The sequence below is a fragment of the Bradyrhizobium sp. UFLA05-112 genome, assembly GCF_053572325.1.
Window position 1 is genome coordinate 1 of sequence record NZ_JBANBK010000009.1, and the last position, 13,186, is coordinate 13,186.

Here is a 13,186-nt window from a genome sequence, read left to right on the forward strand (position 1 = left end):
TCGATCTCGCGTTGAATCTCCTTCAATATGCGATTCTCACCCAGCTTGGTCCGTGGATTTCTGACTCAGTAAGACTAGAAACAGCAAGCTAAAGATAGCTACGCCCAATCCAAAGGCGTCATGGTTGGGCGTTCGATTTATATTCTCGAGCGATCTCCCCTGTAGCTCGGGAGGTGTGTAGTCGGGCACGCCAACCGCGCAGTAGAACGCCTTCCCGTTAGCCGAGAACTGAAATGAATCGCAGTCAATGAGGGTCGCGGTGGCGTCAGCGCCGACCAAGATACCCGAGTGATTTAGATCGCCGATAACGCAGCCTGTCGAATGCACAGCGGCAACCGCACGCGCGATATTTTGTGCGGTTCGAAGGAGCAGTCTATAGTCCGCGTTTGGGAATTCATTTCGCCTACTAGCAGGCGAATACAGCTGGTGAACGGGCTTTTGTTTGCCGATGCGATGCATCGTGAAGCCGGCAAACGTACCGGCGCCCTCGTATAGCGGAGATAACGGAAACGCCGCATTGGATACTTTGGTCTGAATTCCACTCGCGACCATGGCCGCAATCTTTTGCTGCCGCTCCCGCGCCTTATCAGGATGATATATCTTGGCTACAAGATGCGGTTCGCCGACAATCTCGAAAACAGCACCTTCACCGCCGCGTCCCAGCAGCTTACCAAGCGGGACCGGCTTCCTCTGCTGATCAAATATGCTCTTGAGACGCGACATTTGGGGTTCGGCGAGCAAGTAACAGTGTTTTGTCGTCATCAGTCCTGTCGCACACCGACGGACTATTCAGATAATTGCCGAGATGTCGTGACAAGTTACGGTTCTTCCCACTCCGGCCGGGTTTGAAGCCGGAGAACATCTGATTGAAGAAGGGAGGAAACGCGCTGTGCGTCGAGAAATTTAGGACGAGATGCTCAATGCCGTCCGTGAAGACAGCGAGCTCAGACACAGAGCCATCAATCTCATTCAGCTGAAACGACGGCTCGGGATCGTCGGTTACAAAATAGGTCGTGGATGCATACTCGCCATGAGACGGCCAGCTGCCGATACTCCACTCGTCAGAGTTAGACGTACGATAGACAGCTGCTCCGTCACCGACATGGAGTACCTTGGCTGTGCCGTTCCCGACAATGCATCCGACTAGCGTCGCAGCGAAGTCGCGCGGAGTGAGCTCGGCGGACCTTGAGGTGATTTCAATCCGCCCGCGCATGTCGTCGAGCCAATCACTCGCAACTTCGCGAGATAAGCCGGCCAAAGTTCCACCGCCTTCCAAGTAGCTCTTTACGCTGCGACAGAACGAACGAACGATAATGCGAGAACCGATTGAGGACCGCTCGGCGGAGCTCCAAAAAGCCAATCGCCAAGTCGCAGGTCCCATTGCGTCTGTTGGCTCGGATTATCGCCAAAGTCGTTGATCCATCGATCATGCTCGGTGACCGCCAACTGGTGCGCCTCACGCTCGGTCAGAGGCTTGGGTCCAGCACGCAAATTGGCCCAGCGAACCTCTAGCTCAGCAAGCGCCTTCGCAAACCGCTGCTTAGCCTCACCGGGATCGCGGGTTTGAAGGCTTACTTTCTCTTCCCGCTTGCCGACGAGCGCACGCAGATCCTCCGGGACTGCTCTCCGGAGCTGATAAATTCCCGTTTTTGGATGCCCACGGACGTGACATGGCCAACGGCATTTGTACCACTCTTCTGTACCACTGAGGAGCGGATAAGCCGTTGATATTGCTGATTGGCCTTGGATATCAGGCCCTTAGTAGGGCCGTGGTGCCCAGGGGCGGAATCGAACCACCGACACTGCGATTTTCAGTCGCATGCTCTACCAACTGAGCTACCTGGGCGTGCTCCAAGAGAGGGGCCAAGGCCCATCGAGCGGGCGGTTTATAGTGGGCTGGAGGCGCCCTGTCCACCCGGCTTCGCCTGAAGGTTTCGCCGGGCGCGGCCCGGCTGTGTACAAGGTGGGGCGGCACCGGGATGGAGCCGGCGGGCGCCTCCCTCGCACCATATAACAATATGATAATACTTGGTTATTCGACGTCGTCGGTTTCGTCGTCGCGGCCGGGGATGACGTAGGAGCCCTTGAGCCAGCGGTTGAGATCGACGTCTCGGCAGCGCGAGGAGCAGAACGGGCGGGTGGCCTGGGACTGCGGCTTGCCGCAAATCGGACAGGTCTTGAGCGGGGGAAGCGGCTTTTTGACTTGGTCGTCCATGAGGTGAGCCTACACGAAGTCGGGGATAAGGGGCGGCGGGGGGCTGGGTTCCTTGAGGCGGCGGGACTCGTGGCCACGCTCCTCCTCGGCCCTCCCCCACAAGGAGGAGGGTGCTCACCACCGGTGCGGCGGCACTTGAATTCCATGGGCAAGAGGGCCCTCCGGCCAGGGCCTTCTACTTTGCATGGGGTTGTTTTCGAGATTTTTGTTTAAGCCAACCCAAGGCTCACACGCCGATGGCGTTGAGCCAGCCGAAGCGGATCGGAAAACCTTCGCCGCCAAGCAGCGTGGTGGTCTCGTAGAGCGGCAGGCCGACGACGTTGCTGTAGGAACCGACCATCTTGACCACGAAGGAGCCAGCGATGCCCTGCACGGCGTAGCCGCCGGCCTTGCCGCGCCATTCGCCGGAGCCGATATAGGCCTGGATGTCATCCTCGGAGAGGCGCTTGAAGCGGACCCGGGTCTCGACCAGGCGCTGGCGGAACGCCTCGCGCGGGGTGACGAGGCAGATCGCGGTGTAGACGCGGTGGTTGCGCCCTGACAGCAGCCGCAGGCACTGCGCCGCCTCGTCCACCAGGTTGGCCTTGGGCAGAATGCGGCGGCCGACCGCAACAACGGTGTCGGCCGAGAGGACGAAGGCGCCGCGCAGCTCGTCGTCGAGCTGCACGGATTTGAGCGCCGCATCAGCTTTTGCCCGGGCGAGGCGGTTGGCGCAGGCGCGCGGCAGCTCGCCCCGCTTCGGCGTCTCGTCGACATCGGCCGGGCGCAAGGCATCGGGCTCGATGCCCGCCTGATTGAGCAGTGACAGGCGCCGTGGCGAACCGGAGGCAAGAACGAATTTGGGGCGGCCGAGCATCAGGTGATTTGGGGAACGAAGCAGGGGTGAATTGCGCGCGGAACCTATCGGAAGGGGGCCGTTTTCACAACCCGGGAACCCAGACTTAAGCGATTCGGGCGCCCAGAGATGCGTGTGCCTGCTGTCTGTGACGCGGGTGTTACGGGCAGGTTTCGTGTCCCGGACGCGGCGCGGCCTGAAAGATGCTGAGCCGGGGCACGAGAGTCACCCGCTCGCAGCCCCGGCCTTCGCAAAGCGCTTGCGGATGCGCAGCAGGAGCTGGTCGCAGACCTCGCGATAGGCGGCGAGCTTCTGGTCGCGGCTGCCTTCGGTGCCCGTCGGATCATGCGTCGGCCAGTACTCGACATCGGCGGCGAGCGTGCGCGTCAGCTCCAGTGCCTTATGATGGGCCTCGGGCGACAGCGTGATGATGAGGTCGAAGTTCAACCCCTCCCAGTCCTCCAGCTCCTCAAAGGTCTGCGGCTTGTGGGTGGAGATGTCCTGCCCGAGCTCGGCCATCACGGCGACCGCGAAGGGATCCAGTTCGCCCTTCCTGGCGCCGGCGGACTTCACATAGAGCCCGTGCGGAAACATGTGGTGCAACAGGCTCTCGGCCATCGGCGAGCGCACGCTGTTGAGCGCGCAGGCGAACAACACCGATTGCGGATCGCGTGCGCGTGGGGGCGCCGCCACCGCGATCAGCCTTTCCAGTGCAGGACAGTAATGAGCGTGAACAGCCGGCGCGAGGTCTCGAAATCCACCCGCACCTTGCCCTTCAGCCGCTCCTGGAGCGTGCGCGATCCCTCGTCATGGATGCCGCGGCGGCCCATGTCGATCGCCTCGATCTTGTCCGGCGTAGCTGTCCGGATCGCCTGGTAGTAGCTGTCGCAGATCATGAAATAGTCCTTCACGATCCGCCGAAACGGCGTCAGCGACAACAGATGCGCGACCACGGGCGAGCCGTCCTCCTTGCGAATGTCGAACATCAACCGGTTGCCGGTGATGCCGATATGCAGCGTGAACGGGCCCTGGCCGTCGGCGCCTTCCGGCGCGAACAGGTTCTGCTCGATCAGATCGTAGATCGCGATCGCGCGCTCATGCTCGATGTCCGGCCCGGAGCGGCCAATCGATTCCTCGTCGAGCGTGACGCCGACGATGCGATTCTGCGTGTCGTCCTGTGCGGGCTTGTTCATGACAGATTGAGGCGCAATCCCACCGAGCGCGCATGGGCGTCCAACCCTTCCGCTTTGCCGAGCGCCATCGCGGCAGGTCCTAGCGCACGGAGCTGGTCGGGGCCGCATTTCAGGATCGAGGTGCGCTTCATGAAGTCGTGCACCGAAAGCCCCGAGGAGAAGCGCGCCGAGCGCGCGGTCGGCAGCACGTGGTTGGACCCGCCGACATAGTCGCCGATCGCTTCGGGCGTATGCGCGCCGAGGAACACCGCGCCGGCATTGCGAATCCTTGCCGCGAGCGCATCGGCGTCCGTCGTCATGATCTCGAGATGCTCGGCGGCGATGGCGTCGGCGAGCGGGATCGCCTCACTAAGGTTCTTCACCATGATGATCGCGCCGAAATCGGCCCACGAAGCGCCGGCGATGGCAGCGCGCGGCAGCGTCTTCAACTGCGCTTCGACGGCCGCTTCGACATCGGCGGCGAGCCGCGCAGAGTCGGTGATCAGGATCGACTGCGCGCTCGCATCATGCTCAGCCTGAGCCAGCAGGTCGGCGGCAATCCAGTCGGCATTGCCGCTGTCGTCGGCAATGACCAGCACCTCGGAGGGGCCGGCAATCATGTCGATGCCGACCTTGCCGAACACCAGCCGTTTTGCCGCGGCGACATAGGCGTTGCCGGGGCCGACGATCTTTGCGACCGGCGCGATCGTTGCGGTGCCATGGGCGAGCGCGGCCACCGCCTGCGCGCCGCCGACGCGATAGATCTCGCTGACACCGCCGAGGCGGGCGGCCGCCAGCACCAGCGGATTGAGCTTGCCGTCGGGCGCCGGCACCACCATCACGAGGCGCGCAACGCCGGCGACCTTGGCCGGCACCGCATTCATCAGCACCGAGGACGGATAGGCCGCGGTCCCGCCGGGCACGTAGAGGCCGGCCGATTCGATCGCGGTGTAGCGCCAGCCGAGCTCGACGCCGAGCGGATCGGTGAAGCGCTCGTCCTTCGGCAGTTGGCGCGCGTGATAGGTCTCGATGCGGTCGCGGGCGAGCTTGAGCGCATCCAGCGTTGCGGCATCGCAGGCTTTCGTCGCGGCCTCGATCTCGGCGGCCGAGACGCGCAAGGAGGCCGCATCGAGCTCGAGCCGGTCGAACTTGCGCGTCGCCTCGATCAGCGCGGTATCGCCGCGCCTCGCCACATCATCGACAATTGAGCGCGCGGCGGCCTCGACGTCGGCCGAGACCTCGCGCTTGGCGGCTAGGAAGGCCACAAATCGCTGGTCGAAATCGGCACTGCTGCGGTCGAGGCGAATGGGCATGTGGCGATGGTCTTTTGGCTGGTCTCTGGGGGTGGATCGGGCTCACCAGGTCCCCTGCTCAATGGCGCGGCGGGCCACCGCCGTCAACCCTTGGGAGACGTCGTCCCGGCTTGACGCCGTCCTGCCCCCTGGTCCGCCTCCCCGCTTTCACCCGTCCCCAGTTCGTCCGTGCCCAGATCGGTCAGCTCGCATTCCAGACATTCGACGTCCAGCCGGATCGCGCCGCCATGGGCGAACAGGAGCAGTGCGCTGCCGCCAGGGGCGTTTTGACCGTGAAACTCGATGCCGACGAGGTCCAAGACCCGCTCGAGCGCGGCGAGGTCGATATTGCGCGACTTGCAGGCGAGGACGCGGTCGAAGCGGAGCGCGGAGACCAGCCGGCGCGGCTCGGCCTCGCCGTCCAGCGTCTGCTCCCAGTCCAGCCGGTTCATGCCGATCACCAGCCGCTTCTCGCCCTGCCGCCAGATGATGTCGGAGGTCTGCACCCGCGCGTCCTGCACATGGGTCGAGATGACGGCGAGGTCGTCGGCATCGAGCGCAATCAGCTTGAGTTGGGGCGGCATTGGCCTGCACCTCACATGGACCTCGCGGGGCTGCGCCTTAACGCGGCCGGACCGCGGCGGTTGCTGTAGAAGCTATCCGCCCGGTGGTCCGGAGGCCATCGCTATCGCGATCGCCTCCCCCGGTCAGGCGGCGGCTGCGAACTCCTCGAAGGATATGCCGGTCAGCGTCGCCGAGGCATCCCACAACATCGCCGCTGACGCGAGATCCATCGCCTGCGGCATGATTCTCGCCGGCGCCGGCGCGCCCTTCAATTCATAGAACCCGTTCGGACCATAATAGCCGCCCCCTTGCGCCGCGGGCGAGGTCGCGGCGAACAGCGTCGGCAGCGCGCCCTCGGCCGCGGACTGGCTGATATAGGGCTGGATCAGCCGGCCGATACGCCACGACAGGGTACCGGTGCCCGGACCATTGGCGATCAGCTCGGTGCGCGCATAGCCGGGATGCGCGGCCACGCTTTCGAACCCCCAGCCGGCAGCATCGCTGCGGCGCTGCAACTCCAACGCAAACATCAGCATCGCAAGCTTGGACTGGCAGTAGGCGCGCCAGGGCCGATAGGAGCGCTTACTCTGGAGATCGTCGAAATCGATTCGACCGGAGCGATGCGCAAGGCTTGCGAGCTGGACCACGCGCGCGCCCTGTGCACGGCGGAGCTGCGGTGACAGATGCGCCGTCAATGCGTAGTGGCCGAGATAGTTGGTGCCGAGCTGCATCTCGAACCCGTCGACCGTCTCGCAGCGTTTCGGCAAGGCCATCACGCCGGCATTGTTGACCAAGATGTCCAGCCGGTCATGGCTACCCGAAAACCGCCTGGCAAACTCGGCGACCGAACCGAGCCTTGCGAGATCGAGCTCCTCATAGGCGACCAGCGCGTTTGGGAAGCGATTGCAGATCAGCTCAAGGGCGCGCTGGCCCTTTGCCTCGCTGCGGCCGGCGAGTATGACGATAGCGCCGGCACCCGCGAGCGCCAGCGCGGTCTCATAGCCGAGCCCGCCGCTTGCGCCGGTGACGATTGCGGTCTTGCCGTCGAGCGAAGGAATATCGGCCGTGGTCCAGTCGGGCATGCCAGTCTCCAGCACGTTGGTTCTCATTGAAGCGCCCCGCGACCGCTCCAAATGTGCACTTAGTGCAAATTTGCAAGAGGTGAAAAATTGACCGCCGCGAAGACGGCCAGAAGCCGGGCCAGGCCCTTGTCGCCGAGGGAGAAATCCGCCCCCGCGATCGGCCTTCGGCAACGCAAGCGCGAAGCAACACGGGAGCGGCTGACCCGGGCGGCGATGGCGCTGTTCCTTCAGCGCGGCTTCGAGGCGACGACGATCGACGATATCGCCGCGGCCGCCGAGGTGTCACGCCGCAGCTTCTTTCACTATTTCGCGAGCAAGGAGGACGTGGTCTTCGCCTGGCAGGAGGATATCGCCGCCTCGCTCACCGAGGAGGTCGCGGCGCGCCCTGCGAGCGAATCCATGCTGACGGCCGCAGAAAATGCCATCGCGGCAGCGACGAAACGGCTGGATCCGGGCGAGGCGCTCGCCATGGCGCGGCTCAAACGCGACAATCCCACCCTGCAAGCGCGCGACCAGCTCAAATATGAGCAGCTCGAACGCGCGCTTGCGCAAGGGCTCGCCCGGCGCACGAACAAGAAGTCCGAAAAGCTCCGCGCGCGCCTTGTCGCGATGATCGCAACCGGCGCGATGCGCGTCGGCGGCGAAGTCTGGGCCACCGAAGACGCGCGCGAAAAGCCGGAAGCCTTCGTCAAGCGCATGTTCGACGCGATCAGAGGGATTTTGAAGTGAGGTGCTCTACCCCTTAAAAAAAGCCAGCAGGTCCGCGTTGATTGTCTCCGCTTCCGTGGTCGGCATGCCGTGCGGGAAGCCCTTGTAGGTCTTCAGTGTGCCGTTCTTCAGGAGCTTGGCCGAGAGCGGTCCGGAGTCGGCGTAGGGGACGATCTGGTCGTCGTCGCCGTGCATGACGAGGACGGGCACGTTGATCTTCTTCAGATCCTCGGTGAAGTCTGTCTGCGAGAACGCGACGACACCATCATAATGCGCTTTCGCGCCGCCCATCATGCCCTGACGCCACCAGTTCTGGATCACCGGTTCCGACGGCTTTGCGCCGGGACGATTGTAGCCATAGAACGGGCCGGCCGGCAGATCACGATAGAATTGCGAACGGTTGGCTGCGAGCTGCGCCTGCAGTCCGTCAAACACCTCCTTGGGCAGGCCACCGGGATTGGCCGGCGTCTGCACCATCAAGGGCGGCACCGCCGCGATGATCGCGGCCTTCGCCACCCGGCTCTCGCCATGGCGGGCAATGTAGTGCACGACCTCACCGCCACCGGTGGAATGGCCGACGTGAATGGCGTTCTTCAGATCGAGATGGGCGGTGAGTGCAGCGAGATCATCGGCATAGTGATCCATGTCGTGGCCGTCAGCGACCTGGCTGGAGCGGCCGTGGCCGCGGCGGTCATGGGCGATGACGCGGTAGCCGTGGTTGAGGAAGAACAGCATCTGGGCGTCCCAGTCATCCGACGACAGCGGCCAGCCATGGCTGAACACGATCGGCTGCCCCTTGCCCCAGTCCTTGTAGAAGATCTCGACGCCGTCTTTGGTGGTGATGGTGGGCATGATCTGCTCCTTATCGCTCTTGGAGTCATTCCGGGGCACGCGTAGCGTGAACCCGGAATCTGGAGATCGTCGCGCAGATTCCGGGTTCATCGCTGCGCGATGCCCCGGAATGACGAGTGCGAGCTCAGGCAAACGCCATCGGCCTGAAGCGGCGCCAGGCGCCGATGATCACGAGCACGAAGAACACCAGCACGATGCCCTGCACGACCGCGAACACAGGGCCCGACGGCGGAGCCGGCGGCACGGCCGGCGCCAGCGCCGCCAGTGCGGGCACCTTGAGGAACGACTGGATAATCAGCACGAAGACGTTGAGATAGAGCGACGTCATCGCCGTCACGACATAGATTGGTCGCCAGGCGCCGGAGAGCTTCATGCCATAGAGCGCGATGCAGGCGATCGCGAGCAGCACCAGCGAGAGGATGCCGACCATATGCGACGGCAACAGCTCCTTGAATGGAAACAGGAAGCCGGTGACGCTGGTCAGAATCGTGAACAGCAGGAAGATCGCGGTGAGAACCGGCATCGGCTTCGAGCCGAGCAGTCCGAACATCACGGCAAGACCGGCGACGATTGCGATCAGGCTGATGATGACATGGAGCATCGTGAAGGCAGGCAGGCTCAACCCAAGGACCATGGCTACTCTCCCCATTGAGATCGGGAGAATGGTATTACGGCCCTCATCGGATTGCCACACACGATGTTGCTACGCGCATGCGCCAAGCCATGCATTCGCCGTTCGACGCGGCAAATGCATGCATGTGTTTGCACAAGTGTCATATCGGCAATGTCAGGCGCTCAGTCTTGCGTCGAACGAGAAGGATCGGTTGCCGCCGCCGGCAGAGGTCGCGCCTACACCTCGCGCGTTTCGAAGATCTGCATCTCGACGCCGCCGGTTGCGAATACCCCAACGTCGGCTGCCGCCGCCTTGCCTTCCGGCGTACCAAACGCCTTCTGGATATCGCCGACGCTGTCAAAGGTCAGGATCGCGACCAGGTGGAATTGCGACGGACCGGCGGGTGTCCCGACCGGCCCCTTGCTCACCGCATACTTCTTCAGGCCAGGAAGCTTCTTTGCCAGCGGAATATGGATTTCGGCATAGTGCTTGTCGAAGGCCGCGGCATCCTTGGGCGTCTTGTAGAGCACGACGAGTTCAGCCATTTAGTCCTCCCGATTTTGTTGTCTCACCATTAAACCCTCATGGCGAGGAGGCGCGCAAGGGCGCGCTCCTCAAGATGAGGAGATGGAGTGCGCACCATAGGACAGATCAAAGCGCCGGTTTCGCGGCATCGCCGAGGAAACCGTGCAGGGCGGCCACGACCTGCGCGCCCTCGCCGATGGCGCCGCCGACCCGCTTGACCGAGCCGGAGCGCACGTCGCCGACGGCGTAGACGCCGGGCACGGAGGTTTCGAGCGGCGCGACGAGCCGGCCCTGGTTCTGCTCGGACTGCGCGCCGGTGACGACGAAGCCGCCACGATCGAGCGTGACGCCGCAGCCGTCGAGCCAGGTGGTCGCGGGATCGGCGCCGACGAACAGGAAAAGGTTGCGGATATCGGCGGCGTCCTCGTCGGTCGACAGCCGGCTCCTCCAGCGGATCCGTCGGAGCAGCGAAGCCTCGTCGCCCTCGAGCGCGACGATCTCGGTGTTGAACAACAGCTCGATGTTCGGTGTCGCCTCGATGCGCTCGATGAGATAGCGCGACATGCTGGCGCCCAAACCACCGCCGCGAATGATCATCAGCACTTTCTTCGCGTGGCCCGACAGGAACACCGCGGCCTGCCCCGCCGAGTTGCCGGCGCCGACGAGGGCCACCTCCTCGCCGGAACAGAGCCTCGCTTCGACCGGCGAGGCCCAATACCAGACGCCGCGGCCCTCGAATTTCTCCAAATTCTCGATTCCCGGCCGGCGATAGCGCGCGCCGCTCGCGACCACGACCGCGCGCGAGCGCAAGGTGTCGCCGCAGTCGAGCATCAGTGCGAAGGTGCCGCCAGCGCGCGAGCAATCCAGCGACTGCGCCGACATCGGGATCATGATGTCGGCGCCGAACTTCTGCGCCTGTGTAAATGCGCGGCCCGCGAGCGCCTGGCCGGAAATGCCGGTCGGAAAGCCGAGATAATTCTCGATGCGCGCGCTGGCGCCGGCTTGGCCGCCGAAAGCGCGGGTATCGAGTACGGCGACCGAGAGGCCTTCGGAGGCCGCATAAACAGCGGTCGCAAGTCCGGCCGGTCCGCAGCCGACGATCGCGACGTCATAGATCTTTTCGCCGCGGGGACCACCGATCATGCCGATCGCGCGTCCAAGCTCGATCTCAGTCGGATTGCGCAGCACGGTGCCGTCGGCGGTGACGACGAGCGGCCAGTCCTCGGGTTTTGGCGAATAGCGCGCGATCAACTCGGCCGCATCGTGCTCGCTGTCAGGGTCGAGCAGGTGATGCGGCTGGCCGTTGCGAGTGAGAAAACCCTGCAAGCGCACCACACCGGCCGAATGCGAGGGGCCGATCAGCACGGGGCCGCCGACGCCGCCCTGGATCAAACTGACCCGACGCAAGATCAGCGCGCGCATGATGCGCTCACCAAGATTGGCTTCCGCGACCAGCAGAGCGCGCAGCCGCTCCGGTGGGATCAGAAGCGTCGCGACATCACCGTCGGCACGGCCGTCGACCAGCGCGGGCCGCCCCGAAAGCTGGCCGAGCTCAGCCAGAAACTGGCCGGGCCCTTGGTCGATCACCGGCGTGACGTGACCAAGCCCGTCGCGCTGGGTGATGGCGACACGGCCCGACAGCACCACGAACATGCCCGGCCCGCGCTTGCCGGTCTCGAACAGCAGCTCGCCGCTCTCGTAATGCCTGATCTCACCAAATTGGCGCAGGCGCTCGATCTCGGCCGGCATCAGGGTCGGAAAGGTCTGCTCGGGGCGTGAGAAGTGCGAGATCAGTGTGTCCCTGTCGGTTCGTTCCGGTCCATCCTGCGCCATCACCGCTCTCGCTCATTCCAAAAAATCTAGCCGCCGGCCTTACCGGCGATCTCCTCATCCGGGGTTGGTTCGTCCTCCCGCGAGGGACCGGCCCCGGCGCGCTCGCGCGCCTGCGCCTTGCGCCGCTTCAGGTTCTCACGCAGCGCCGATTTCAGCCGATCCTGCCGGGCGCCCCCTGATCGCGTCTTGTCGTCGTTTTCGGTCATCACGGGCCCATCATCATGATCGATGGCATCCTGCCATCGATCGAGGACAGCTCAAGAGGCGGTGGCCGGCCGAAGCAACGAAGCGGCCAGAATTGGTCGAATTCAGGGTTGCGGCCAACTGGCCAGTTGGCTGGGGATTTTGCGGAACCAAATCGCCCCAAAGCGGGTCATTTCGGGTCAAATTAGCCGCTTCGGGTACGCAACCGGGCCGATTTATCGATTTCGCAGGGCAAGCGCGCTTGCGCAGAAGGGGGGCTTGTGGCAGACATCGCCCCGCTTGGCGGGCCCACGTCGCGGCCCGATTCTTTGCCAGCATTTGCTGCCGTAGCTCAGTGGTAGAGCACTCCCTTGGTAAGGGAGAGGTCGACAGTTCAATCCTGTCCGGCAGCACCAGTCTTCCCCATTCGCCGACGATGTCCCGTCCTGCACCTCACGGATGCCATGTTGATCAAACGCTCCCTGCCCTATGAAGGACTGCTCCACGAGATCGTCGAGCATAATGGCGTGCTCTATCTCGGCGGCGTCGTTCCCGAGGATGCCGGGCTCGACATGGCGGGCCAGGCCGACGACGTGCTTCGCCAGTTGAAGACCCTGCTCGAGGGGGCCGGCTCCGATCTCTCCTGCGTTCTGCAGGTGACGATCTACGTGACTGATCTCGCCGACAAGGCGGCACTCAACCAGGTGTGGAAGCGTTATTTCACCGCGGAGCATCTGCCGGCGCGTGCCGCGGTCGGCGTCGCGGATCTCGGCCCGGGCGTCAAGCTGGAACTGACGGCGATCGCCGCCCGCCGCTAGGCCTTTCCGGCCGGCGAGCCCTATCCCACGATGGTCTCCGGCAGCCGCGAGACCGGCGCAAGTGATCTTGGGGACCGGCGTCAGCCGTTCTCATCGATGGCGACGATCGTCTCATCGCGCGGCAAGGCGCACACGACACGCGTGGAGTTCGGCAAAGTAATCGTCAGCCACAAGGTCTCGTCGTCGTGCGCACCGATCGCGACGAGGGCTTCGAGGTAAGCCGCTTCGTGGTCGTCCGCCACGGAAAAGCCGGCACGCTTCAGCGTACCGCGCTCCTGTTCGTCAAACTTCACAATTGTCGTCTTGGCTTTTAAGAAGCCCCGCCGCTCGCCTTCTATCCGGGTTGGGTGCCGAAGCCTCGTTAATTTGTGGCAAGAAAAAGCGACACGCTATCGCGGACATGACCGCGATCCAACAGATGCGATCCTGTGCTCTGCGCTTCATCGGTAATCGAAAACCACTTTGCTTGATCGTGCACATGGCAGGCATTCGCG

The 13,186-nt window shown here is 63.8% G+C and carries 18 protein-coding genes and 2 tRNA genes; 3 read left to right on the forward strand and 17 right to left on the reverse strand.

Going from position 1 to position 13,186, the window contains the following annotated elements:
- Nucleotides 1-36: 36 nt before the first annotated feature.
- The 11 genes from SO180_RS07260 to SO180_RS07310 all read right to left on the reverse strand — a co-directional run bounded on the left by SO180_RS07260 (nucleotide 37) and on the right by SO180_RS07310 (nucleotide 7,160).
- Nucleotides 37-723: a protein kinase domain-containing protein gene (locus SO180_RS07260; RefSeq protein ID WP_449378135.1), complete on the reverse strand. Its 687-nt coding sequence runs from the start codon at nucleotides 721-723 to the stop codon at nucleotides 37-39.
- A complete protein-coding gene (locus SO180_RS07265) occupies nucleotides 698-1,381 on the reverse strand; it encodes a PP2C family serine/threonine-protein phosphatase (RefSeq protein WP_449378136.1) in 684 nt (227 codons plus the stop codon). The genes SO180_RS07260 and SO180_RS07265 overlap by 26 nt, the downstream gene beginning before the upstream one ends.
- Nucleotides 1,285-1,749 carry a DUF6538 domain-containing protein gene (locus SO180_RS07270; RefSeq protein WP_449378260.1) on the reverse strand — a complete coding sequence of 155 codons (465 nt, stop codon included), beginning with the start codon at nucleotides 1,747-1,749 and terminating at the stop codon, nucleotides 1,285-1,287. The genes SO180_RS07265 and SO180_RS07270 overlap by 97 nt, the downstream gene beginning before the upstream one ends.
- 21 nt (nucleotides 1,750-1,770) lie before the next feature.
- A tRNA-Phe gene (locus tag SO180_RS07275) sits at nucleotides 1,771-1,846 on the reverse strand.
- Nucleotides 1,847-2,032: 186 nt separating this feature from the next.
- Nucleotides 2,033-2,215 (reverse strand): DNA gyrase inhibitor YacG, encoded by a 183-nt coding sequence (gene yacG / locus SO180_RS07280; RefSeq protein ID WP_449378137.1) that lies wholly within the window; start codon nucleotides 2,213-2,215, stop codon nucleotides 2,033-2,035.
- A gap of 226 nt (nucleotides 2,216-2,441) precedes the next feature.
- A complete protein-coding gene (locus SO180_RS07285; RefSeq protein WP_449378138.1) occupies nucleotides 2,442-3,071 on the reverse strand; it encodes a Maf-like protein in 630 nt (209 codons plus the stop codon).
- Between the two features lie 204 nt (nucleotides 3,072-3,275).
- On the reverse strand, nucleotides 3,276-3,743 hold the full coding sequence (locus SO180_RS07290; protein WP_027520710.1) for an arsenate-mycothiol transferase ArsC: 468 nt from the start codon (nucleotides 3,741-3,743) through the stop codon (nucleotides 3,276-3,278).
- Nucleotides 3,744-3,748: 5 nt separating this feature from the next.
- Complete coding sequence (locus SO180_RS07295; RefSeq protein WP_449378139.1) at nucleotides 3,749-4,243, reverse strand: UPF0262 family protein; 495 nt, start codon at nucleotides 4,241-4,243, stop codon at nucleotides 3,749-3,751.
- Nucleotides 4,240-5,535 carry a histidinol dehydrogenase gene (gene hisD / locus SO180_RS07300; RefSeq protein ID WP_449378140.1) on the reverse strand — a complete coding sequence of 432 codons (1,296 nt, stop codon included), beginning with the start codon at nucleotides 5,533-5,535 and terminating at the stop codon, nucleotides 4,240-4,242. Before hisD ends, SO180_RS07295 begins: the two co-directional genes overlap by 4 nt.
- 83 nt (nucleotides 5,536-5,618) lie before the next feature.
- Nucleotides 5,619-6,098, reverse strand: coding sequence for a DUF2948 family protein (locus tag SO180_RS07305; protein ID WP_449378141.1), 480 nt, complete (start codon nucleotides 6,096-6,098; stop codon nucleotides 5,619-5,621).
- A gap of 123 nt (nucleotides 6,099-6,221) precedes the next feature.
- Nucleotides 6,222-7,160, reverse strand: a complete 939-nt coding sequence (locus SO180_RS07310) for an oxidoreductase (RefSeq protein ID WP_449378142.1) — start codon at nucleotides 7,158-7,160, stop codon at nucleotides 6,222-6,224.
- Between the two features lie 87 nt (nucleotides 7,161-7,247).
- Between SO180_RS07310 and SO180_RS07315 the strand changes: the two genes are divergently transcribed.
- The gene (locus tag SO180_RS07315) at nucleotides 7,248-7,889 is read left to right on the forward strand and encodes a TetR/AcrR family transcriptional regulator (RefSeq protein WP_449378143.1); all 642 of its coding nucleotides are present in this window, start codon (nucleotides 7,248-7,250) and stop codon (nucleotides 7,887-7,889) included.
- A 6-nt stretch (nucleotides 7,890-7,895) separates the two neighbouring features.
- On the opposite strand, the gene SO180_RS07320 is transcribed toward SO180_RS07315, so the two are convergent.
- From SO180_RS07320 to SO180_RS07340, 5 genes are all read right to left on the reverse strand, one after another.
- Nucleotides 7,896-8,720, reverse strand: coding sequence for an alpha/beta fold hydrolase (locus tag SO180_RS07320; protein ID WP_449378144.1), 825 nt, complete (start codon nucleotides 8,718-8,720; stop codon nucleotides 7,896-7,898).
- Nucleotides 8,721-8,844: 124 nt separating this feature from the next.
- A complete protein-coding gene (locus SO180_RS07325; protein ID WP_449378145.1) occupies nucleotides 8,845-9,354 on the reverse strand; it encodes a hypothetical protein in 510 nt (169 codons plus the stop codon).
- Between the two features lie 215 nt (nucleotides 9,355-9,569).
- Nucleotides 9,570-9,878, reverse strand: a complete 309-nt coding sequence (locus tag SO180_RS07330; RefSeq protein WP_449378146.1) for an EthD family reductase — start codon at nucleotides 9,876-9,878, stop codon at nucleotides 9,570-9,572.
- Between the two features lie 106 nt (nucleotides 9,879-9,984).
- The gene (locus tag SO180_RS07335; protein ID WP_449378147.1) at nucleotides 9,985-11,691 is read right to left on the reverse strand and encodes an FAD-dependent oxidoreductase; all 1,707 of its coding nucleotides are present in this window, start codon (nucleotides 11,689-11,691) and stop codon (nucleotides 9,985-9,987) included.
- A gap of 26 nt (nucleotides 11,692-11,717) precedes the next feature.
- On the reverse strand, nucleotides 11,718-11,897 hold the full coding sequence (locus SO180_RS07340; RefSeq protein WP_449378261.1) for a hypothetical protein: 180 nt from the start codon (nucleotides 11,895-11,897) through the stop codon (nucleotides 11,718-11,720).
- Between the two features lie 318 nt (nucleotides 11,898-12,215).
- Here SO180_RS07340 and SO180_RS07345 point away from each other — a divergent pair.
- Nucleotides 12,216-12,290: transfer RNA gene (locus tag SO180_RS07345), tRNA-Thr, on the forward strand.
- A 51-nt stretch (nucleotides 12,291-12,341) separates the two neighbouring features.
- Nucleotides 12,342-12,692 carry a RidA family protein gene (locus SO180_RS07350; protein ID WP_449378148.1) on the forward strand — a complete coding sequence of 117 codons (351 nt, stop codon included), beginning with the start codon at nucleotides 12,342-12,344 and terminating at the stop codon, nucleotides 12,690-12,692.
- An 80-nt stretch (nucleotides 12,693-12,772) separates the two neighbouring features.
- Here the strand turns inward: SO180_RS07350 and SO180_RS07355 are convergent, their stop codons facing one another.
- Entirely contained in the window at nucleotides 12,773-12,985 is a 213-nt protein-coding gene (locus SO180_RS07355; protein ID WP_449378149.1) for a hypothetical protein, read from the reverse strand.
- Between the last annotated feature and the right edge of the window lie 201 nt (nucleotides 12,986-13,186).

Coding starts and splice junctions, on each gene's coding strand:
- SO180_RS07330 (WP_449378146.1), bottom strand. CDS start 9,878: ATGGCTGAACTCGTCGTGCTCTACAAGACGCCCAAGGATGCCGCGGCC.
- SO180_RS07310 (WP_449378142.1), bottom strand. CDS start 7,160: ATGCCCGACTGGACCACGGCCGATATTCCTTCGCTCGACGGCAAGACC.
- hisD (WP_449378140.1), bottom strand. CDS start 5,535: ATGCCCATTCGCCTCGACCGCAGCAGTGCCGATTTCGACCAGCGATTT.
- SO180_RS07340 (WP_449378261.1), bottom strand. CDS start 11,897: ATGACCGAAAACGACGACAAGACGCGATCAGGGGGCGCCCGGCAGGAT.
- yacG (WP_449378137.1), bottom strand. CDS start 2,215: ATGGACGACCAAGTCAAAAAGCCGCTTCCCCCGCTCAAGACCTGTCCG.
- SO180_RS07325 (WP_449378145.1), bottom strand. CDS start 9,354: ATGGTCCTTGGGTTGAGCCTGCCTGCCTTCACGATGCTCCATGTCATC.
- SO180_RS07335 (WP_449378147.1), bottom strand. CDS start 11,691: ATGGCGCAGGATGGACCGGAACGAACCGACAGGGACACACTGATCTCG.
- SO180_RS07265 (WP_449378136.1), bottom strand. CDS start 1,381: ATGGGACCTGCGACTTGGCGATTGGCTTTTTGGAGCTCCGCCGAGCGG.
- SO180_RS07260 (WP_449378135.1), bottom strand. CDS start 723: ATGTCGCGTCTCAAGAGCATATTTGATCAGCAGAGGAAGCCGGTCCCG.
- SO180_RS07285 (WP_449378138.1), bottom strand. CDS start 3,071: ATGCTCGGCCGCCCCAAATTCGTTCTTGCCTCCGGTTCGCCACGGCGC.
- SO180_RS07305 (WP_449378141.1), bottom strand. CDS start 6,098: ATGCCGCCCCAACTCAAGCTGATTGCGCTCGATGCCGACGACCTCGCC.
- SO180_RS07295 (WP_449378139.1), bottom strand. CDS start 4,243: ATGAACAAGCCCGCACAGGACGACACGCAGAATCGCATCGTCGGCGTC.
- SO180_RS07320 (WP_449378144.1), bottom strand. CDS start 8,720: ATGCCCACCATCACCACCAAAGACGGCGTCGAGATCTTCTACAAGGAC.